Here is a 23,280-nt window from a genome sequence, read left to right as displayed (position 1 = left end):
ATTATTCTCCCAAAATCGAAAAATTTATTTTAATGAAAGTCCGTAGTACTGAGCAATTCCAGTGGCATCAGCTATGCCGAGCTGCTGATATTGATCAGTGGTGCTAAGGTGATTAATTCTATCAGAATTATTTGTGCAGAAGGCATGCTCTACAATGATGCATGGAAAACCACTTGACTTCGATTTATTTATAAGTGCGTAGTAATCTTTTGCAGAACCGTCAGGATACTTTCCGTTTTCTGAGTCTCTTGTAACAATACCTGTACCATTAGGGCAAAGCTTCCAATCATTTATGGTAAGGCCTGTAGTTGTAAGATTAGTAAGGATTGATTTACCTAAATCAGAGCCCTTTACACAGAGGTCAGGTCTATAGTTTGGATTAGGAATGATGACTTTTGCACCATTTTGTGATTTATCCAAATCAGGATCATAGTCATTGTGGAGACTGATAAGGATATCCGCATTTACGGATTTGGCATAATTGACTCTTCCAGTCAGACAATCTGCTGAAGAATCAGGATTTGCGCCATAAGGACAGTCAAAACCATAGCGTGTCATATAAACTGTGACACCATTATATTTCTCGAGCTCCTGCTTGCAGTAGTAGGCTATATAAAGATTTGCGATACCTTCCTCAAAGCCCTCATAGTGACAGCCCAAATGAGTGTTATCGTGGCCAGCATCCAAAACAACGACGACATTCTTGGAAGCCTTGGTGGTCTTCTTTTTTGCTTTTGCATCTACACTTAGAGTGGAGCTTGCAAAAAGAGAAAGAGCTAACGAAAAACATAAGGCACATGTTACTATTCGTTTGATAGAAGTTTTCATAATTCTTTTTCCTTTCTTGTAGAAAAATCTTAAAACAATTTTACCATCCTAATGTTTGTTTATCAATTTGATGTTGATTAACTGTCCAAAAGGAGATTTTGTTGAAATATTCATAGATTATTCACATAAAGCGCAATAAAATACAAAACTAATTTGATAGATTAAATTAGGAGTGTGTATGTCATGGGACTTTTTGGAAAATATTCAAAAATAAATAGAGAAGAGTTAGATTCCATAAAGCGTTATTTTGCTGAATGCTTACCTTCAATTGATGATAATAATCTACACATGCTAAGGAAAGCCTGTATGTATATTTCTATGGTTTATGTAGTTATGATTATTGTTGGAAAACTTTTGCTTGAGGATTTTACGCTTTCCATTGAGCATTTCGGCATGATTCCTTTGATGGCAATATATTTTAATATAAATCTTTATACTCTCAGGCATAAAGGTGAAATCAGTACAGCCAAGACAGCAGCAATATGCTGTACATTCTATTTCTTCTTGGGAGTAGTTTTGGGACTAATCGACGTATTCGATTCGCCAACAGGCCAGTCACTTTGGCTTCCGATAGCCTGTATGGGACTACCTATGATTTTTATTGATAGGATTTATAAATATGCATTTGAGGAAGCGGTGGTATTGTCTATTATGCTTACCATGTCTTTCTTCCAAAGAGATAAAGATGGCTTTCTAAAGGATATTTATATAGCAATCTCTGCGTATTTCGTATCCTTGCTTTTTGCCAGAATTATTCTGGAGGTTCGTGCAAAAGAAGCTCTTGCAATGCAGGAAGTAACAAAGCTTAGTTCACTTGACAAACTGACCCATATATTAAATAAAAATGCCTTGATTGAAAGAATTGATAACTATTTTGATAAAAAATCTCCAGAGGAATGCTGTGCAATGGCAATTATAGATTTGGATGATTTCAAACTGGTTAACGATAACCTGGGACATCATACAGGTGATTTGCTGTTGGAAAAAGTAGGACAGCTGTTGGTTGAAAACTTCAGAGCATACGATTTAGTGGGAAGATATGGTGGTGATGAGTTTGTAGTTCTCATGCCTCGAATGGCTGATGTAAATATTCTTGCCAACAGATGTAAGGCTCTTCAAATGTATATTAACGATTTAGATATTGGAAGTGACCATAGAGTAACTGCCAGTATCGGAGCTGTTATTTGCAAGGGTGCATATGGAAGAGAAGAAATTTTTTCTATGGCAGATGATGCGCTATACAAATCAAAGATTCAAGGCAAAAATTGCTGCACTACATGGGTATATACGAATGAGCCTGTAGAAAGAGATATTCTGATTGTGATGACATCAAAGGTGGATGAGGGCGTTAAGAGTCTGTTAGAAGGTGAGGGAGACAGATTTGGAGTTATTCATGCAGCTAACGATGATGATGTAATTCGAGACATATCCAGATACCATGATGACATAAAGATAATTATGCTGGAGGTGGATGTTGAAACTGGCACAGGCGTTTTCGTGCTTAAGTATTTGAAGAAGCGAGAAGGTTTCGCTAAGATTCCAGTGATTGCTGTTGTCAACACCCAAAAAGCTGCAGCCATGGCAGAAGAGTTAAGTGCAGATGCAGTTATATCAAGCGATGAGCCGGATTCAGTTTTTAAGGAAACAATAGATAAGTGTATAAAAATATAATAATCGTGGATTCGAATTATTTGTCAATTTGTTGTTGACAGAGAATAGACGCTGATGTAGTATAATTTCAACTTAATAAAAGATAGAGGTTGCGAGAAACATTAGTAATCTCATTGATGGGACAGGCCCAAGTGATATGAGATAAAAGGGGATTTCGCCGAAAGAGAACACGCTCCTGTGTGTGTTTGTCTTGGGCATACGAAGAATATTCGTATGACTGTCACTTAGTAATAAGTGGGGAGCTATCATACGATTACGCGATTGTAGGCTGACCATTTATTATGGTCAGCTTTTTTTATTATTTAGATGAGCCTGTTACCGTAACAGGTGGACTACAGGAGGATAAAGAAATGAGTATTTTTACTGGCGCAGCTGTAGCAATTGCTACACCTTTTAACAATGACGGTTCGGTTAATTATGAGAAGCTTGATAACTTAATTGAGTTTCAGATAAAAAACAACACAGATGCAATTGTAATCTGTGGAACAACAGGCGAAGCATCAACACTTTCTCATGAGGAGCACATAGATGTAATTAAGCGTTGTGTGCAGACTGTAAATAAGCGTGTCCCTGTAATTGCAGGAACTGGTTCGAACTCAACTGAGACTGCAGTTTATCTTTCTCAGGAAGCAGAAAAGGCAGGCGCCGATGCAGTTCTTCTTGTTACACCTTACTACAATAAGGCCACACAGGGTGGATTGTATGAGCATTTCAAGGATACAGCAGATGCCATTAAGATTCCTTGCATCCTTTACAATGTACCTTCTCGTACTGGTTGCAATATTATCCCAGAGACAGCTGTAAAACTTGCAAAGGATGTGGATAACATTGTAGCGATCAAGGAAGCAAGTGGAAACATCAGTCAGATTGCAAAGCTTGCTCAGTTAGCTGATGGATGCATTGATATTTATTCTGGCAACGATGACCAGATAGTACCAATCATGTCACTTGGTGGACTTGGAGTTATTTCAGTTCTTTCAAATGTGGCACCGCAGCAGACACATGATATATGTCAAGCATGCCTTGACGGAGATTTTAAGAAGGCAGCTGCAATGCAGCTTAAGGCACTTCCACTTATAGATGCCTTATTCTCAGAGGTAAATCCAATTCCAGTTAAGAAGGCTCTTAATATTATGGGATTTGAAGTAGGTCCTCTTAGAAAGCCACTTACAGAGATGGAAGAGGCTCATGCAATAGTTTTAGAAAGAGAGATGAAAGAATATGGAATTCACTAACACAATTTGGTCGCTTCTGCCACCACTTATCGCTATCGTATTAGCGCTAATTACCAAGGAGGTATACTCTTCATTATTTGTAGGTATATTTGCCGGTGGTCTTTTATATGCAGGCTTTAATCTTACAGCAGCAATGGAGCATATCTTTGTTGATGGAATGATAGGACAGCTTTCTGACAGTTGGAATGTTGGTATCCTTATCTTCCTTGTAGTTTTAGGAAGCATGGTTATGCTTATGAACAGAGCCGGTGGTTCTGCTGCTTTTGGTAAGTGGGCGGTTACCCATGTTAAGACTAAGGCTGGTGCACAGGTTGCTACAATCGTACTTGGAATGCTCATCTTCATCGATGATTATTTCAACTGCCTTACGGTTGGTTCTGTTATGAGACCAGTTACTGATAAGCATGGTATTTCGAGAGAAAAATTGGCGTATTTAATCGACGCAACTGCAGCTCCAATTTGTATCATTGCCCCTATTTCTTCATGGGCAGCAGCTGTAACAGGCTTCGTAGATGGTGCAAATGGACTGACACTTTTTATCAGAGCAATTCCATATAACTTCTATGCACTGCTTACACTTGTAATGATGTTCACCATTACTTATATGGATTTTGATTACGGCTCAATGAATCTGGCTGAGCTTAATCACAGAGCTCAGTTGAAGGAGCGCAAAAAGAAGGATGCTGCATCACTTACAGGTGCTGAGGACCAGCCACATCCACCTGTTTCGGAAAAAGGAAAAGTCGCACATCTTGTATTCCCAATCCTTTCCCTTATCGTATGTTGTGTAATCGGAATGATTTATACTGGTGGTTTTTTCGATGGCGCAAACTTCATCGATGCGTTCTCAAACTCAGATGCATCTGTTGGACTTGTTTATGGTTCGGTAGTGGCGCTTATTCTTACAATTATTAATTATCTTGCAACAAAGGTATTAAGCTTCAACGAATGCATGAATGCTATTCCAGAAGGATTCAAGAGTATGGTTCCTGCTATTTTGGTTCTTACTTTTGCATGGACACTTAAGTCAATGACTGATTCACTTGGGGCAGCAGAATATGTAGGCGGACTTGTTGCTAACATTGCAGATAACAGAGGTCTTATGAGCCTTATTCCAGCAATTGTATTCCTTGTTGGAATCTTCCTTGCATTTGCAACAGGAACATCATGGGGAACATTTGGTATTCTTATTCCTATCGTTGTAAATGTATTCAATGGTGATGTTAATAATGAGCTTATGATTATTTCCATCTCGGCTTGTATGGCAGGAGCTGTTTGCGGCGATCATTGCTCGCCTATTTCAGATACAACAATCATGGCTTCCGCTGGTGCGGATTGCGACCATATTAGTCATGTAAGTACTCAGCTTCCATATGCGTTTACAGTAGCAGGCGTTTCCCTTGTTTCTTATGTCGCATCGGGATTTATTAGAAATTGGGTTGCATGTTTGTTCCTGGGCATTATAATAATGATTGGAACGCTGTTCGGAATAAAAATGATAAATAATAGACATAAATAGGAATGTGTGGTAGAATCTCCTTCAGCGCAGGGTCGCTGGGGAGATTTTTTTATAAAGTTGAGGGTAATGTATTTATGGAAAGAAAAAATAATTTTAGTTTATCAGGAAACGCGCTAAAGCTTATTGCTATCATCTCAATGCTTATTGACCACGTCGCTTATGGTCTATATTACAACTATGGCAATGCCCATGATTGTCTTAATTGGGACCTATATCAATTTTTAAGAATAGTTGGTAGATTGGCATTTCCCCTTTATTGTTTTTTATTAGTTGAGGGATTTTTTCATACAAGAGATTTGAAAAAGTACTGTATTCGTTTGATTATTCTAGGTCTTATTTCTGAGGTGCTTTTTGATTGGGCTTTATTTAGTGGTCCACTTGTCTGGAATAAGACGAATGTTATTTTTACTTTATTAATAGGTCTTATTTTGATATGGATTATAGATACAGCAATAAAAGGACCATTATTTGGAATAGAAAATGAAGTTAAGAAGAAAGTGGTCGTATTATTGTGTTATGCAGCAGGATGCGCTATAGCATATTTCGGGCATACGGATTATAATATGGTAGGAGTTGCTGTTATCGTTGTTATGTATTACTTTCATGGGAATACAGTAAGGCGTCACATGCTTGCCTTCGGACTTGGAGTTTTAGTATTGGCATTTGGCTGCGGTGAGACAGAAAACGCAGCATTCCTTATGTTACTTCCAATAGCATTCTATAACGGAGAGCGTGGAAGTTCGTCAAAAGTAATACGTTATACATTTAATTATTTCTACCCAGCACATCTTTTGATAATTGGGATTGTCAGAGCAATCCTATTATGATAGAATACTGAAAGTTTAAGCAAGATTGAATTAGTTCTCATGGACTAGTTCAATCTTGGAACGTATCAATCATTATTTCATGGGAGGAAATGTATGAACACACATGCACCAATCAAGGATGCCTCTACGCTAGGTATTCCGAAAATGCTCATCTTAGGTCTTCAGCATTTATTTGCAATGTTTGGAGCCACTATTTTAGTTCCAATTCTCGTCAATAATTATTTCAATGGCGAAGGTCTTTCAATTCAGGTTACTTTATTTTTCGCCGGTGTCGGCACCTTATTTTTCCATTTATGTTCTAAGTTAAAAGTTCCAGCTTTCCTTGGTTCCTCATTCGCTTTTCTTGGAGGATTTCACACAGTTGCTAATTTAAATACAGGTATTTTCAAAAACATGACTATGGGCGAAAAGCTTCCATATGCATGCGGCGGTATCGTTGTTGCCGGTTCACTTTATTTAATCCTTGCTCTTATTATTAAGCTTGTTGGTATCAACAAGGTTATGAAATATCTTCCACCAGTTGTTACTGGTCCTATCATCATTTGCATAGGTCTTTCACTTGCACCATCAGCAATCACTAACGCTTCAACAAATTGGCTTCTTGCTTTTATAGCTCTTGCAGTAGTAATCATCTTTAACATCTGGGGAAAGGGAATGTTCAAAATCCTTCCAATTCTCATGGGTGTAGTTATTTCATATGTATGTGCCCTTATCTTTAATGCACTTGGAATGACAAATGCAGACGGTAGTGCAATTCTTGATTTCACAGCTGTTAACGAGGCAGCATGGGTTGGTCTTCCAGATTTCTTCATCTGCAAGTTCAATATCTCGGCAATCCTTGTTATGGCACCAATTGCTATCGCTACAATGATGGAGCACATTGGAGATATGTCAGCAATCTCAGCAACAGTTGGCGAGGATCTTGTTACTGATCCAGGTCTTCACCGCACACTTGTAGGTGATGGATTTGCCACAGCTCTTTCAGCATTCTTTGGTGGCCCAGCTAACACCACTTATGGTGAGAACACTGGTGTCCTTGAGCTTTCAAAGGTTCATGATCCAAAGGTTATCAGAATTGCAGCAGTTTACGCTATTGTACTTTCATTCATTCCAAAGATGGCAGACATCATTGGTACAATGCCTAGCGCAATCGTAGGTGGAATAAGCTTCATGCTTTATGGTATGATTAGTGCAATAGGAATTAGAAATGTGGTTGAGAATCATGTTGATTTCACACATTCAAGAAACCTTATTATCGCAGCAGTTATCTTAGTTTGCGGACTTGGATTCTCTGATGGACTTACATTTACAGTGGGTTCTACAGATATTACACTTACAAGCCTTGCAATCGCTGCAATCGCAGGTGTAGTTCTCAATGCGATTATCCCAGGCAGAGATTACGAGTATGGTAATCCTGAGAGATATCGTTTTGATAAAGATGGAATTTAAAACCAGTCATATGGTCAAACTTCCATTTTATAAAATTATATTAAAGAAATTTTAGGAGGAAATTATTCTAATGGAGAAATTAGATAACGTAGTAGAGTTAACACATCCTCTACTTCAGCACAAAATTACAATGCTTAGAGACAAGAACACAGGAACAGCAGAGTTCCGTGCACTTGTAGAAGAAATAGCTATGCTTGAGGCTTTCGAGGCTCTCAACGATTTACAGACAGTAGACATCGAGTGTGAAACACCAATCGAGAAGTGCATGGCACCAGTTATCGCTGGTCGTAAGATGGCAATCGTACCTATCCTTCGTGCAGGTCTTGGTATGGTTAATGGTATTCAGCGTCTCGTACCAACAGCAAAGATTGGTCACATAGGTATGTACCGTGATGAGGAGACACATGAGCCACACGAGTATTATTGCAAGCTTCCTAGCCCAATCGAGGAGCGTCTAATCGTAGTTACAGATCCTATGCTTGCTACAGGTGGTTCTGCTATCGATGCAATCAACCTCATCAAGCAGCACGGTGGAAAGCGCATCAAGTTCATGGCAATCATCGGTGCACCAGAAGGAGTTCGTGCTCTTCACGAGGCTCATCCAGATGTACAGATTTACATTGGACACATTGATCGCGAGCTTAACGCAGATGCTTACATTTGCCCAGGTCTTGGCGATGCCGGAGACCGAATCTTCGGAACAAAATAATCAAGTCTTGCATTTCCCTCTTATCGTGATACTCTTATGTCTAGGGTATAAATGATAAGGGGGAATTTTATATGGGAAATAATACTCTTGAGAAGGAGGCCAAGGAGTTAGTGCGCCTTAGAAAGGCTGCCAGTGCACCTAAGCCTGCTTACTATCTTGGTATGATAATGGTGGTTCTTACTATTATCTACATCGTTGATGAGGTTACATCTAACATCAATTCGGCTATGCAGCCATACATTATTTTTGATTTATTCAAAATATCATCCAGGGACGTTAATTCAACAGAATATAAGGAGTCGCTAAACTATGTGGCAAGTTGGAATTTGTTGTCAAACCTATTCCTGATAATAGCGCCTTTTTATAAGGCTCTGTCCGATCGCTATGGAAGAAGATTATTTCTTATGATTAACACCATAGGTATGGGCCTTGGCATGCTTGTTGTTATGACTTCAACAAGTGTTGTTCAATACATAATAGGTATGCTTTTCATGTTGTTTTTCACACCTAATGATATGCAGGTTCTTTATATTATGGAGACAGCACCAAAGGAGAAACGTGCAACCTACAGCTTTGTAGCTAAGGGCATAGCCCTTATTTCAGTGTCATCTATTGGTGTTCTTTCGAAAGTTTTTTTGAATGATGGAGTCTCATCAAGTTGGAAATATGTATATGCCATACCTGTTGTAGTGGCATTAGTGGTAGGAATTTTATCAGTGGTTTTTGTTAAAGAAACACCTGTGTTCTTAGAACAAAGAATATTTTATCTTTCTTTAACTGAAGAAGAGAAGGAAAGACGCCGCCAGACAGAAAAGGAAAACAATACCTCCAGCCAAGGTGGAGTTTTTAATGCAGTTAAGTTTATATTTACAAACAAGCAATTGAGATGGATTTTAATCGCAGGATTTTTATTCTTTGCAACAACCTTTTACACATCCTACTATGCAACAGTTTTAGAGGGAGCCATGACAACACAGATGGTGTCATTGGCACTTTTGATATATCCATTCTGCAATGGAATTGTTACTATACTGAGCGGTCTTTTCTCGGACAAATTAGGAAGAAAAAGAGTATGCCTCTTACTTGGAACAATAGCTTTAGGGGGACTTTTAATTTTTGTATTAGCATGTAGACTAGGCTGGGGGCCAATTACAGCAGGAGTAGCTTATGGTTGTTCTATAGGTGGCCTTTGGTCCATGTCAGATACACTGATTCTTACAATGCCTGCAGAATCATCTCCATCAAGCATGCGTTCATCTGTTATGGGTACCATATCAGTCCTTATTGGAGCCGGCATGTTTATAGGACAGATTGCATTTATTATAGGTCAAAAGTTTATTCCTATTGATGTGCTATTCTTAGTAATCTGTGTTCCGTTTATGGCATTATCACTTATAATATTAATGACCAAGGTTAAAGAGACCAAGTTCGTTAATCTGGATCAGGTTACAGTGGATACATTTAAATAGATTTAAATAAATAGAGGTGGGGTTTTGTGAAGATTTTATTGATTATTTTTATTGTGTTATTTGTGATTTTACTAGTTTTAGTGGTGTTTTCTGTTGGCCTACTAAGGTTCGTTACTTTGCCTAAAAATCGTGTGCCAGTTGATAAGGCACCTGAGATAGAAAAAAGCAAGGATTTGTGGGGACCATATGATTCATATGAAAAGGTCGAAATGAACTTCACAATGGATGATGGATATCTTATTCATGGCACATACATCCCATCAGGAGATGATAACAAGTTTGTAATTATCACCCATGGCTATACCTACAATCGATTGGGTGGAGTTAAGTATTTAAACATTTTCCATGAGCTTGGCTACAATGCTTATATATACGACATTAGACATCATGGTGACAATGCAGATTGCTATTGCTCAATGGGATATAAAGAGAGCAGGGATATTGTTAATATAGCCAGACTTCTCAGGGAAAAGTTTGGTCGTGAGATAAGCATAGGTTTACATGGGGAAAGTTTAGGTGCAGCCAGTTCACTGCTTGCCCTTGGTCTGGATAAAGGGTTTGAGTTTTGTGTTGCTGATTGCCCTTTTACAGACCTTTCCATGTTACTGGAAGATTTGGGGTGGAGCTGGTTTCATATTCCAAAGCCTTTATCGCATTTGGCATCTATAGCAAGTCAGATATTACATGGTTATCGTTTGGATCGAATCAGACCAATTGATTCATTTAAGAAAAACATTACCACACCGGTTTGTTTTATTCATGGAGCAGAGGATAAGTTTATTTTACCTAAACATAGTAAAGCAGGATACGAAGCTTGCCAGCAATACAAGGAATTTCACTTAATTCCAGGGGCGGGTCACGCTGAAAGCTACCTGTATGCAAGGCAGGAGTATCACAACATAGTAAGCAAGTTTTTGGAGGCTATATATTAGCAAAGGATTAATCGGCGTTTGTGAAAAAATAATGAAATAAATTATACAATATAACTTTTGGGCTTGCGCAACAACTGCGCAAAAATGTGGGGTTTTAACAAAGATATTTCCAGTAAATCGTTTGTAATGTCAATGGAATTTACGGGATTTAAAGTGCTATATTATCACTTGCAATCGGTTGCGACCAGAAGAAAACTTAAGGGAGGGTATAGAATGAAGAGAAGAAGTGTGTTTGTGCGTGCACTTAGCGTATTTTCTATGGTGTCTGTTGTTCTTGCTCAGATGCCAATAGTAGCAAATGCAGAAGAAGAAGAAGAAAAAGAAGAAAAGACTTGGAAGAAAACAGATTATATTGAAAATGGTGATTTTGAGAAGGGTGATTTATCTGGCTGGTCAGTGTCTATGCCAGATGATGATGGCGAAAATGTCGGCTCAAAAATAAAGGTAGATGAATGGGCCAACAATAATAAAACTAACATTTTTAATTACTGGAATAACAATGCTGATGGGGCAGAGCTTTCTTTGTCTCAGACAATTAAGAATCTACCTGCCGGTTCCTACAGGCTGTCCTTTGAGGCTGATGGTGCAACCAGCCAGTCTGGAATGACAGTCAGCATCGCAGGAGAAGACATCGATGTAGAAACTACAGGCTGGGATTCATGGAGTGTATTTACAACAGAGGAATTCACAGTTGAGGATAAAGAGGATATTACCGTTAGCTTCAGTGGAAAAGTTGAAAGTGGCTACTGGGGCGATGTGGACAATTTTGTATTGTACACACTAGAGGACTCTTCAGCAGAGGGACCTGGTCAGGAAGAAACAGAGGAAACTGACCCAGTTGACTCAGAGATAAATGTAGAAAAGGTAGCAGGCTGTGATGACAATTTCATTACAGGTGTGGATGTAAGCTCATATCTATCTGAGAAAAATAGTGGAGTAAAATACTATGATTTCGACGGCAATGAGCTTAGCAATCAGGGCTTCTTTGACTTTTTGCATGATTGTGGAGTCAACTATGTGAGAATCAGAGTTTGGAACGACCCAACTGATGGCAACGGCAATGGCTACGGTGGCGGAAACTGCGACATCGAAACTGCTGTTAAAATCGGTAAATGGGTTACAAACGCAGGCATGAAGGTACTTATCGATTTCCATTATTCTGATTTCTGGGCAGACCCTGGCAAGCAGACTGCACCAAAGGCTTGGAAATCTATGTCTATCGATGAAAAATCTGAGGCAGTAGAAAAGTACACAAAGGACAGCTTAGACAAGCTTATTGATGCTGGCGTAAATGTTGGCATGGTTCAAATCGGAAACGAAACAAACAACGGAGTGGCCGGAGAGAAGTCATGGGAGAACATGTCAAAAATCTTTTCAGCAGGCAGCAAGGCAGTAAGGGCTGTTTCTAAGAATCTTGATAATGACATCTTAGTAGCAGTTCATTTCACAAATCCTGAGACCAGCGGAAGATATGCAGGCTACGCCAAGAAGTTAGATGAATATGGCGTTGACTATGATGTGTTCGCATCATCATATTATCCATATTGGCATGGAACTTTAAGCAATCTTAAGAGCGTCCTTTCTGATATAGCGGACACCTATGACAAGAAGGTCATGGTAGCAGAAACATCTTACGTTCACACACTTAAGGATGGAGATGGTCATACAAATACTGAATACGAAGGCAAGTCTGGAGATGCCCTAAACTTCGACATCTCTGTTCAGGGCCAGGCAGATTCAGTTCGTTCAGTAATCGACACAGTTGCATCAATCGATGATGGTATCGGCGTGTTCTACTGGGAGCCAGCTTGGATTCCAGTAAAGGCTTATGATGCAGATGCAGAGGATGCAGCAGATGTGCTTGCTGGCAATAAGGAAGCCTGGGAAAAATACGGCAGTGGCTGGGCATCATCTTATGCCGGTGCTTATGATAAGGATGCTAAGGATTGGTACGGCGGTTCTGCAGTAGACAATGAAGCATGGTTTGATTTCGAAGGCCACGCCCTTGCATCTGCAAAGATTTATAGCTACGTTCGTTCAGGCGCCAAGGCTCCTCTTTCTGTTATCCGAATCGATGTGGAAGCAGTGACAGTGGAGCTTGGTGAGGATGTGGTACTTCCTGAAAGTGCATCAGTAGTATATAACGACGGCTCAAAGGTTGATGCCAAGGTTACCTGGGATGAGGCAAAGCTTGCAGAAGCTATGGAAGCTGGCGCTGGCGAATACGAAATCCCTGGAACTTTAGTAGTTAATGATGAAACAAAGAATGTAACTTGTAAGCTTACCATCAACCCTAAGAATCTTCTTGTGAATGGAAGCTTCGAGGATGGCAACAAGGCTTGGACTATCAGCGACATCAAAAATGCCGATGGCAACAACGGTGTCTCAATCCAGGCAGATTCTTCAAATGTAAGAACAGGCCAGATGAGCCTTAAGTTCTGGGACAACGAGGAAATCTACTACACAGTAGAGCAAAAGGTTACTGTAGATAAGGGCGTTTACAAGCTTGGTGCCTTCGTTGAAGGTGGCGATTGCGGCGATGCAGCAGAGTTCAAGCTTTACGCAGTTGTAGGTGAGAATAATCTTTCGACAGATACAGGCGTAACAGGCTGGCAGAACTGGGCTAACCCAGAGGTCACAGACATTATCGTAAATACGGATTCAACAGAAATCACTGTTGGCGTAAGTGTCAAAGCTGCAGCAGGCGGCTGGGGCGCATGGGATGACTTCTATCTCTACAAAACAGGCGAGGCTCCATCCGAGGAAATCGGAGGAGGCGACGACCCTACCCCTGTACCTGGCGACGACCCAGTAATCGATAATCCTGGCGAAGGCAACCAAGATGACCCAGCCCCTAGCGACACCCCATCCGACGACAACAAGGACAAAGAAAAAGAAGCTGTAGAGAAGACAGTCCAGGAAATAATAAAAGCTGTAGACACCTTCGTAAAGCAGGTTGTAGTTCCAGTAGTAAAAGAAATCATCAAGGTTGTGAAGAAAATCTTCGGATGGTTTAGATGGTAATCCCCCTCAGCCGTTAATTTTTTGTGAATTTATTTCAATGGAATTGCAATAATATTCAGACAATTCTATAATTATAGTAAGTTATAGTATCCTGCTGGAAAGTGTGCCGGTAGGCCGCTGCTAATGAATGACGTTGTGGTATATACAACTATTGAGGGGAATCTTTGGAACCTATTAATGTTGAAAAGGGGAAAAAGTTAATAAACGAGGGTGATCCTGTAGATAGCATGTATGTTGTTGTTACAGGTGCTATTGAACAGGTGTGGCGAGGCCAGCATTTGACACTGGGGCCTGGTACTATCGCGGGTCTTTCCGATGCATTAAACGTGGACTATGAGGCTGACTATACCGTGGCAGAGGATGCCATGGTTATAAAATGTCCTTATAAGAACATGAACGATTTCGATGCTATTTTTGAGGCTCAGCCTGTATACATTTTTGGTTTCTCTAAGGGTGCCTTTAGGCAGTGTCGAGATGTTTTTAAAATCTACGATGACAAGAAAAAGAAGGTAGATGATTTTTACAGCTACTGCCGAGGAATTAATAATGAATATAAAAAGCAATGCAGAACAATTGGTGCCGAAATCCAGGAAATACCAATGCTGGAAGAAATCGAGCCCCTTGACTTAAAGGATGAAATTCTAAAGTGGGAGCATGACTACATCGATAGCTTGAATTCCGTTGATAATAAAGAAATTGAAAATATATATGGAAGCCGCAATGAGATTGCTACAGGTGTTATTGGAATCAGCTGCGGCTATATGAAGCGTGCCATTGAGTGTATCGAGACAATGGGCTTCTATTTGGAAGAGTTCGCTTCAATTCTTCTTTCTCCTGACAAAGGAGATATGTTTGAGCTTATCTTTAATCTTCAGATATATGCAGCTCAGCATGGTGCAAAGCAGGATGATATAAAGAAGCTGATGAAAATGCTGTACAAGTTTATGTCGCAGTCGGGGCTTTATGACAAGGCTTTGCTCAAGGAACGCTGGACTGAGTATGACAGCCATGACTTTGCTGCTACAGCTGCTAACTTTGATGAGGCCAAGATGATGAAGCAGGCTGAGTTTACACAGACCTTCGAGCATATATGTGAGTTTGCAGAGGTTGATGAAGAGAAGACGGCTGAATATAAGAGTCAGCTTGATGAATACTTAGCTTTGGCTGATAGAGAAGGTAAGGAGGATAATGAACGTAAGGTTCGTAAGAAAGCGGTTGATTTGTTCTACGAGCTATACCAAAAGACCTTCTTTAGAGCGCTAGAGTTTGAAGCATACGGCGGTGAGCTTGATACTATCATAAAGATGTTCCTGAATATGGGTTACATTTATTATGATGCTATTGGAGATGAACTTACAAATGAGCTGGCAGACATAATGGATAGAATGGATACGTTATGTCAGGGCGAGCACGTATTTACTATCTACACCTGGCTTAGAGCGGTATACGCTGGCGAGCGAGAGCCTAGTCGTAACGAGCTGGATTTAGATTATCGTGGCTTTGTTTTAGAGGAAAGAAAAGCTGGAAATATTTCAGAGGCTGATATGCCAACATGGATGAACGATCAGGAGCAGAAGGTTAAGTTCGAAATGAACAATTTCTTCGTTTCTGCAAACAGAACAACCTCTGGAAAAATGACTTCATTCTGCCCAGTACTTACAAAAGAAGATTTCGGAGCGGAAGTAATGAAGATGCTGCTTACAAAAGCCAAGCTTGAAGAGGCAATGGGAAAGATTGAAGAGGTTGATTATGGTATCTTCCTTCGAGAAGGATTTTTTACCGATATGGAAGCTGGCGTAAAGAGTGAATCCTACTTGAAACGAGTTCAGCCTGATATAATCCTTCTTCCAAACTGCGGCATGCGTGCAATGATGTGGCAGGAGTGCGGCGGTATAAAGGTTGATTCACCAGGTCGATTCGTATTTCCGATGTTCACCTTTGATGATTTGGATAAGCTGATGATTTACTGCTGTGGTGCCTTCCGTTGGGAAATTTGCCGAAAGGAGCAGGGCTCACGCTGGAACGATATCGGTTCAGAATGTCTCACCTCAGATTTTTACGATTATTTCACTTTCTATAGAAAGAACAAGGATTTGTCAGCTGAGAATAAAGAGAAGGTAAAGACACTGCTTAAATCTTCCCGCAACAACATGCGTGAAGCATTCACGAAGCAGTATACGATATGGATTAATTTCGAGGCACAGGGAAGTATTCGTCTTAATAAGGCTGAGCGAAATATTCTAAATAAGCACTGTACCTTCGCAAAGGCGTATCGCTCTAAGGTGGCAAATCATCCAATGTACGAGCAGGTTATTTCACGACATGAGATTAAGTGCAGTCAGGCATACAATCATCTTAAAACCATGATAGATAAGGTGGAGAAGAACGAAGGCGTTGTACCTGATGAGGTAAAACAGGGATTGGAATATTTGAAAATGTAAAGCAATTATGGCAGGTCCGATGGACCTGCCTTTTGTTTGACCGCAGAATTATAGAATGATAAACTAATTTGGCAATATTTAAGTTATGGAGTTTAATGTATGAAAACAAAGATTAAAATGCGAGCAGTATCCTGCTTGCTTCTTGTTTCATTGCTTTGTAGCGATAGTATTATTTCCATTGCTACAGAAACTGCAGATATATCGCAGGAAGAAACAACAGAAGTTACGCAAGAAGCTCAACAAGACAATTCTAATGACAATTCAGAAGAAATTTCTAAAGAAAAATCAGACGATAATTCAAAGGATATTTCCCAGGAAGAATCTACAGAGGAAGTAGAAGATAATTCATCTGAAAATGAAAAGAACGAATTAGATGAATCCACAGAAAAAATCGATATTCCAGAATTTGAGGAGAAAGCTGAATCAAAGGAGAGTTTGGTAAAGGATGATTCCGAAGAAGAAAAACAAGACGAATCCAAGGAAGATTCAGAGGAAGAAGATCAAGAGAAATTAGATGAAGAGGAGCTAAAGGAAAAAGAGCTAGAAGAAGAAGCCTCAGAGCTTATTATAGGCTTTGACGAACTTGAGCCTATTGAAACAGAGTATAAGCTGGCTTTCTTCAGCCTTAAAAAGAAGTTTCCAAAGAGTCTTGTGGCCTACACAGAAGGCGATGAGATAGATATAGAAATCTCAAAGTGGGAGCCGGTAACTGATTATAATGAAATGCTTGGTTCCTATACATTTTCTCCTGTTATTGAGGGCGATTATGAAATAGATGAAGAGGTTTCTATTCCAGAAATAACAGTAAAAGTAATTAACGAAGATATTCCAACTGAAGGAATAGAAAATCCTGAAGTGGAAAAGGATACAGTAGAAGAAGAGGCGCCAGTAAAAAAGGCAAAGACTGGATTTTTTGCGTCTTTGTTTCATAAGGTAAGAAGTTTCGCAGGGGAAAAACTTGCTAGATTTTTTGACTGGGATGACGAGGAAGACGATTCAGAGGAATCAGAATATGAGGAGTTGGGGTGTCCAGACTGGCCAGAGTATGATGAGGATTTAGATTGCCCGGACTGCCCGGAGGAAGAAGACCCAGATTGCCCGGACTGCCCAGAGGAAGAGGACCCAGATTGCCCGGACTGCCCAGAGGAAGAAGACCCAGACTGTCCGGATTGTCCAGAGTACGAGGATCCAGACTGCCCGGACTGTCCAGAGGAAGAGGACCCAGATTGTCCGGATTGCCCATATGTTGAGCATAATGAAAAAGAAATTTACGAGGGCCCTGAGCACGAACCACCTGCAGCTTATAATGGTTACGAGCAGGGTAACTTGCCAGCGGTACGAGATCAGGGAGACTATGGTACATGTTGGGCACATGCAACTGTAGGTGCTATTGAGACCGACGTTATTAACCGAAACACATGTGTTGATAGTAGCTTTGATTTATCAGAATTGCAGCTGGCATACTTTTGTGCTCATTATTATGATGACCCTAAGAACTGTCATGATAACGACAGATATACTGTTGGCGAAGGAAGCGACTATCTTCAGGATGGCGGACATGATTCATATATTTATGACGCAATGTTTAATGGTGTAGGTGCTGTTCCAGAGTCAGTGGTTCCTTATAGCAGAGCTGAAGAGAGCCTCGATTCTGTATTCGCGATGAACTACAATTGCGTCAGACTCGAAAGTGTTAATCGTATAAAGATAAACGAAAGAGATAACGTTAAAGATGCTATTTTAAAGCATGGTTCGGTATATACACTTGTCTGCACCAATGGAGAATATTTTAGTTGGATGGAAGATTCCATGTATAACTATAGTGATGGGGAGGATTGTATGCCGGATCATGCGGTTACTATAGTTGGATGGGATGACAAATTCCCAGCTGAAAACTTTAAAACTACTGCGCCTGGTGACGGAGCCTGGTTAATTCGAAATAGTTGGGGCCTAAATGATTATGGAATGAATGGTTATTTCTGGGTATCCTATTACGATAAGGGTATTAACTGGACAGGTACTGTTACAGCGTTTACAACTAGTCTTCATCCTTATGACAATACATATTCATATTCATCATCTTTGATTTGGGATAACTATTATGTTGATTCAGAGTCGGCAACTGTGACAACAGATTATGATGTAAGTGCAGGTGAAACAATAGAAGCTGTTGCAGCATATATAGATAATGCCTATTCGGAAATGGATGTTGAAGTTAAGGCTGCAGGAAAGACTGCAAAGGGGCATTTAGCCAATAAATTTAAGGGTGTTTATACACTTCATTTGGATAATCCAATTGAGATAAAAAAAGACACTAATGTAGTGGTTTCCCTTACATACACTGACAAGAATAATGGTTGGGTTAGTGTTCCTGTTGAGTACAATTACACTCTCACAAGTGACTCCTATAAAATAGATTGCCCAGTTGATCATGGATGCACAATAAATGGCGATGAGTATGAATATGATCCAAGAATTTTCCTTTACACAAATAATAATGAGGAATCCTCTGGTGAGAAAAAAGCACTTACAGTCAAAGAAGAAAGCATTCGAGGACATAAGGATGATATCTACCAGATTGTAATGGGTGCAGATTCAGTTGTAGATGATGCTTCAAAGGTTACATGGGAGTCTAGAAATCCAGATGTGGCGGATGTTGATGAAAACGGACTTGTTACCTTTTATGGGAAAAAGGGAAATACAGCAATAATAGGAACCTACGACAGCTATAGAACCGTATTCTATGCAGCGACTGAGCCATACAAGCTAAAGTATGTGTTTGGTGATGATGTAGAAGTAACTAAGTTGCCAAAATATTATTATCCTGGTGATTCTGAAAATAGCCCTTATTACATAGGTGGAGGCTTTTACAAAAAGGGATATACGGTTTACGACTGGTATTTAGATGAGGAATTAACTGAGCCTGTGCCAAATTGTGATTTGGCAGAATTAAGTGGTGATTTGGTTTTATATCCAAAGTGGGGATATCAGTATGGAGATTTAGCATACTATGCCCCAAATGAGGATTTAAAGAGCTATTCAGATGAATTAATGTATATTGATTATGAGATTAGTATTGATGATATGCCTTATGAAATCCCTGATCTTGATAATGCTACGCAAAGTGTAATAAAACCGGAAAGCTATATTCCTGAGGGCTCAAATATGGAATTTGCATATTGGTCACTAGACCCTGAGGGAGAGCAGCCTGTTACTGAAATAACAGAAGATCAGATGTTTAAATGTCATTACAGTAGCTATCAAAAGTCATTTATAGTTGATACAGAGGTGATACTTTATCCTCAGTACAGGGAAAAAAAGAAACCTGAGGAAGAGAAACCTGAGGAGAAACAAGAAGATATTAATACTGATGAGAAGACTGATACTCAGGAGGAAAATATAGCTAAACCAGAGCAGACTCACTATAGCTCAGATGGTGGCTCATACCAGAGTAATAGCTCAGAGGCTGAGCAGGTAATTAGTCAGAGTTCAAGTCTTTTGGTCGAGGAAAACTCAACACAGATAGAAAATGACTCTTCAAAGAATGTTGAAACTGAAAAGATAGATAATAAAAAGAATTCAACTAAGAAACAGGTTAATAAAAACAAACAGACCAAGAATAACTCAAAGAAGAATTCAAAAAAGAAAAAAGACAAAAAGAAGTCTAAAGCGCAGAAAAAGAATAATAAAAAGAAACAGACAAAAAACACTAAGGCTATAGAGAAAAAGACAAAGAAGAAAAGTAAGAATAGTAAAAGAACTTCTATATGGTCAATTATTTCGCAAAAATTGAGAGATATACTATCTTAATTTTCTTAACCAGATATGTTTAAATGGTAAGTAAAGCTATAACATATAACTATCAAGAGATAGTTACAGCGACTTAGTCGCAGAAGGAGGAAATGTATGGAACTTATCCCTATTATTGCACTAATTATTGTGCTTGTATTAATTATTGTAGCAGGTTATGTAAAGGCACCACCTGATAGAGCATTTATCATTTCAGGTCTTAGAAAGAATCCTAGAATTTTAGTTGGTCGTGCTGGTATCAAGATTCCATTCTTTGAGCGAGTTGATAAGCTCTATCTTGGACAGATGACAGTAGATATTAAAACAGAACAGTCAGTACCTACAAACGATTTCATTAATGTAAATGTTGATGCGGTTGCAAAGGTAAGAATTGGTACTGACCCAGCAGCTATTCAGCTTGCAGCAAAGAACTTCCTTAATAAAAACCCAGAGCAGATTACACAGGATCTTCAGGATTCATTACAGGGTAACATGCGTGAGATTATCGGTACCCTTTCGCTTAAGGTAATCAACACTGATAGAGACAGCTTCTCAGATCAGGTTATGGAGAAGGCTTCACGCGACATGAGCAAGCTTGGTATCGAGATTCTTTCTTGCAATATTCAGAATGTAACTGATGAGAATGGTCTTATCAATGATCTTGGTATGGACAACACAGCTAAGATTAAGAAGGACGCAGCTATTGCAAAGGCACAGGCTGACAGAGATGTAGCTATTGCACAGGCTGAGGCTGATAAGGCAGCAAACGATGCAAGAGTTACAGCTCAGACAGAAATAGCTGAGAAGAACAATGCACTTGCTATTAAGCAGGCAGAGTTAAAGCAGCAGGCTGATACAGCAAACGCCGTTGCCGACGCAGCATACTCAATCCAGCAGCAGGAACAGCAGAAGACAATAGAAGCTGCTACTGTAAATGCACAGATTGCTAAGGCAGAGCGCGAGGCAGAGCTGAAGCAGAAGGAAGTAGTAGTAAAGCAGCAGGAACTTGCAGCTCAGATTGAAAAGCAGGCAGATGCTGAGAAGTATCAGGCAGAGAAGAAAGCTGAGGCAGAATTAATTCAGAGACAGAAGAAAGCTGAGGCTGCTAAATACGAGCAGGAGCGTGAGGCTGATGCAAAGAAGGCACAGGCAGAGGCTCAGAAGTATGCAGCAGAGCAGGAAGCAGCTGGTATTAAGGCTAAGTACGATGCTGAGGCAGCTGGTATCGCAGCAAAAGGTAAGGCAGAGGCTGAAGCTATAAAGGCAAAAGGTCTTGCAGAAGCAGAGGCAATGGAAAAGAAGGCCGAAGCATATCGTAAGTACAACGGCGCTGCTATGGCAGAGATGATGATTAAGGTAATGCCAGAAATCGCGGCTGAAATTGCTAAGCCACTTTCACAGATTGATAAGATTAACATCTACGAGACAGGTGATGGTGGCCAGGGTGGAGCTTCAAAGATTTCTGGTAACATGCCAATCGTTATGAAGCAGGTATTTGATACCATGAGCGAAGCAACAGGTGTAGACTTCTCAGAAATCATGAGAGCTAACACATACGATGCTAAGGTAAATAAGAATGTAAACATCACAGGTGCGGATGTAAGTGTGAAGACTGAAGAAAAGTAAATTTTAATTCATAGTCTACACCACGAGTTTTGGAGCTGACTTTTAGGAGTCAGCTCCTTTTTGACAGCCCCAAAAGGTATTCTAGCCATAATTTTTATTATTTGGTAATATCATAAAGGTGGGTTTATTAATTGAGAATTAGATTTGAAAGGAAATGATGTAATGAAAAAGAGATTGCTAGCTTGCTTTGTGGCAGTGGCGTGTTCCCTGTCGTTAGTTGGCTGTGATAATGTAAAAAATATTATAGGGGATGATACCAAGATTGGTGTCACAATCGTAAACCATCCACTTGAGGCAAAGGATGGAGAAACTGTATATGCCACAGGCTGCTATCCAGAAATAATTCTTTCAGAGGAATATGCTGATAGCTTCCCAAATCTTGCAAGCACCATAGCTGATTCAAATTCAAGCTGGGCAGAAAGTGCAAGATCATCTGTAGCAGATTTCGGACATATGAGTAAGGATTATGCTGAGGAAGAGGCTGCTACTTCAGGAGAGTATATAGATGAGAATACTCTTGAGGTAGTTCGTGCAGATAGCAAGCTTTTTTCTGTGCTTCTCTCAAGCTATTCAGACGCAGATAGCGCACACCCAAGCCATTATAATTATTCATTAAATATAGATACCACTACAGGGCACAGAATTGGATTAGATGAGGTGGTAACAGATAAAGAGGCACTTTGGAAGAAAATACGTGAAAAGACATTTGAAAAGTATCCTGAAAATAAAGAGGAAATAGAAAATTACCTGGTATGTGAGTGCGCAATGGAGGGTGATCCATTCGAAATCAAGATGAGCGAAGACAGCTATACTTGGACCATGTCATATGAGGGTATTCATATATATTTTTCGCCATATGAAATTGCAAGCTATGCAGCAGGAGATATGGATGTAGTTATTAGCGATGATGATATTCCAGGTATCATTCAGAAAAACTATAAGCTTTCAAAAAAGCAGGATTTGGAGTCAATTGTTACAAAGGAGACAGCTGAGACAGAGACAGTTGCTCCTCAAAAAATGGGTGATGGCGAAGACTATGAGTACGATGGTGGAGCCGCAGGCATAACTGTAGCTAACCCAACCTGGCATAAATATGTAAGTGATTCTGCAAAGCCAGCAGCAGCTAAGCACATAACACTTACAGAGACAAGCAAGGATAAGAGTGATTGGCTGGATACTTCAGTATGGCGAGAGAAGAATGGCTTTGAAGAACCGTTCTTAAGCTATGGTGATGGAAACTATTATTACGCACCAGGTGATGGTGGTGATTGGGGATATGAGTTCACAACATTATTCCTGTATGATTATGAAACTAATGAGCTTCTTCATACTTATGATATGTCTGTTCTTTGCAATGGACCTGATGAAGAAGAGGGAAAAGAATCCAGTCAGTATATTCATTGGGCAAAGGCTATGGATGGTGTGCTTTATGTATCACTGGCACATAATGGATATACTTCCGAAGCACCATGGTCGGGCTATATGGTGGCCATAGATATGAGTACTGACAAGGTAATATGGAGAAGTGAGCCACAGGTAAGCAATGCCTGCAATTTCCAGATTGTGGATGATACAATAATTTGTGGATACGGCTTCACAGCAGAGCCAGATTACTTATATCTTCTTGATAAAAATACTGGAGAAAAGGTAGAACAGATTAAGCTGGAATCAGCTGCAGATCAGTTTGAAATAAAAGATGATACACTTTATGTGGCTACTTACAATACCGCATATACGTATCAGATTAATAGATAAATTTTA

Annotated in this window: 14 protein-coding genes and 1 riboswitch; of the genes, 13 read left to right on the top strand and 1 reads right to left on the bottom strand. The window is 39.8% G+C overall.

Annotated elements, in window-relative coordinates:
• Positions 1 to 24 precede the first annotated feature (24 nt).
• Positions 25 to 828 (bottom strand): N-acetylmuramoyl-L-alanine amidase, encoded by an 804-nt coding sequence (locus BUA88_RS07240; RefSeq protein ID WP_072915081.1) that lies wholly within the window; start codon positions 826 to 828, stop codon positions 25 to 27.
• Positions 829 to 1,011: 183 nt separating this feature from the next.
• On the opposite strand from BUA88_RS07240, the gene BUA88_RS07235 reads away from it, so the two are divergent.
• The 13 genes from BUA88_RS07235 to BUA88_RS07175 all read left to right on the top strand — a co-directional run bounded on the left by BUA88_RS07235 (position 1,012) and on the right by BUA88_RS07175 (position 23,274).
• Entirely contained in the window at positions 1,012 to 2,499 is a 1,488-nt protein-coding gene (locus BUA88_RS07235; RefSeq protein ID WP_072915076.1) for a GGDEF domain-containing protein, read from the top strand.
• A 75-nt stretch (positions 2,500 to 2,574) separates the two neighbouring features.
• Positions 2,575 to 2,752, top strand: a riboswitch (Lysine riboswitch).
• A 97-nt stretch (positions 2,753 to 2,849) separates the two neighbouring features.
• Positions 2,850 to 3,734, top strand: a complete 885-nt coding sequence (gene dapA / locus BUA88_RS07230) for a 4-hydroxy-tetrahydrodipicolinate synthase (protein WP_072915071.1) — start codon at positions 2,850 to 2,852, stop codon at positions 3,732 to 3,734.
• Positions 3,721 to 5,253, top strand: coding sequence for a Na+/H+ antiporter NhaC family protein (locus BUA88_RS07225; protein WP_072915067.1), 1,533 nt, complete (start codon positions 3,721 to 3,723; stop codon positions 5,251 to 5,253). Before dapA ends, BUA88_RS07225 begins: the two co-directional genes overlap by 14 nt.
• A gap of 74 nt (positions 5,254 to 5,327) precedes the next feature.
• Positions 5,328 to 6,080 carry a TraX family protein gene (locus BUA88_RS07220; RefSeq protein ID WP_072915063.1) on the top strand — a complete coding sequence of 251 codons (753 nt, stop codon included), beginning with the start codon at positions 5,328 to 5,330 and terminating at the stop codon, positions 6,078 to 6,080.
• A 93-nt stretch (positions 6,081 to 6,173) separates the two neighbouring features.
• Positions 6,174 to 7,529: a uracil-xanthine permease family protein gene (locus tag BUA88_RS07215; protein ID WP_072915058.1), complete on the top strand. Its 1,356-nt coding sequence runs from the start codon at positions 6,174 to 6,176 to the stop codon at positions 7,527 to 7,529.
• Between the two features lie 70 nt (positions 7,530 to 7,599).
• Complete coding sequence (upp, locus tag BUA88_RS07210; RefSeq protein WP_028248348.1) at positions 7,600 to 8,238, top strand: uracil phosphoribosyltransferase; 639 nt, start codon at positions 7,600 to 7,602, stop codon at positions 8,236 to 8,238.
• A gap of 71 nt (positions 8,239 to 8,309) precedes the next feature.
• Positions 8,310 to 9,707 carry an MFS transporter gene (locus tag BUA88_RS07205; protein WP_072915054.1) on the top strand — a complete coding sequence of 466 codons (1,398 nt, stop codon included), beginning with the start codon at positions 8,310 to 8,312 and terminating at the stop codon, positions 9,705 to 9,707.
• Positions 9,708 to 9,733: 26 nt separating this feature from the next.
• Positions 9,734 to 10,639: an alpha/beta hydrolase gene (locus BUA88_RS07200; RefSeq protein WP_072915050.1), complete on the top strand. Its 906-nt coding sequence runs from the start codon at positions 9,734 to 9,736 to the stop codon at positions 10,637 to 10,639.
• A gap of 213 nt (positions 10,640 to 10,852) precedes the next feature.
• The gene (locus tag BUA88_RS07195; RefSeq protein ID WP_242939590.1) at positions 10,853 to 13,663 is read left to right on the top strand and encodes a glycosyl hydrolase 53 family protein; all 2,811 of its coding nucleotides are present in this window, start codon (positions 10,853 to 10,855) and stop codon (positions 13,661 to 13,663) included.
• Positions 13,664 to 13,827: 164 nt separating this feature from the next.
• Positions 13,828 to 16,104 carry a cyclic nucleotide-binding domain-containing protein gene (locus BUA88_RS07190; RefSeq protein WP_072915047.1) on the top strand — a complete coding sequence of 759 codons (2,277 nt, stop codon included), beginning with the start codon at positions 13,828 to 13,830 and terminating at the stop codon, positions 16,102 to 16,104.
• Between the two features lie 99 nt (positions 16,105 to 16,203).
• Positions 16,204 to 19,914: a C1 family peptidase gene (locus BUA88_RS07185; protein WP_072915043.1), complete on the top strand. Its 3,711-nt coding sequence runs from the start codon at positions 16,204 to 16,206 to the stop codon at positions 19,912 to 19,914.
• 96 nt (positions 19,915 to 20,010) lie between these two features.
• Positions 20,011 to 21,519, top strand: a complete 1,509-nt coding sequence (locus BUA88_RS07180; protein WP_072915040.1) for a flotillin family protein — start codon at positions 20,011 to 20,013, stop codon at positions 21,517 to 21,519.
• Positions 21,520 to 21,681: 162 nt separating this feature from the next.
• Positions 21,682 to 23,274 carry an RsiV family protein gene (locus BUA88_RS07175; protein ID WP_072915035.1) on the top strand — a complete coding sequence of 531 codons (1,593 nt, stop codon included), beginning with the start codon at positions 21,682 to 21,684 and terminating at the stop codon, positions 23,272 to 23,274.
• The last annotated feature ends 6 nt before the right edge of the window (positions 23,275 to 23,280 follow it).

Source organism: Pseudobutyrivibrio xylanivorans DSM 14809, assembly GCF_900141825.1.
Lineage (GTDB): Bacteria > Bacillota > Clostridia > Lachnospirales > Lachnospiraceae > Pseudobutyrivibrio > Pseudobutyrivibrio xylanivorans.
This window is presented reverse-complemented; position numbering and strand designations above follow the sequence as displayed.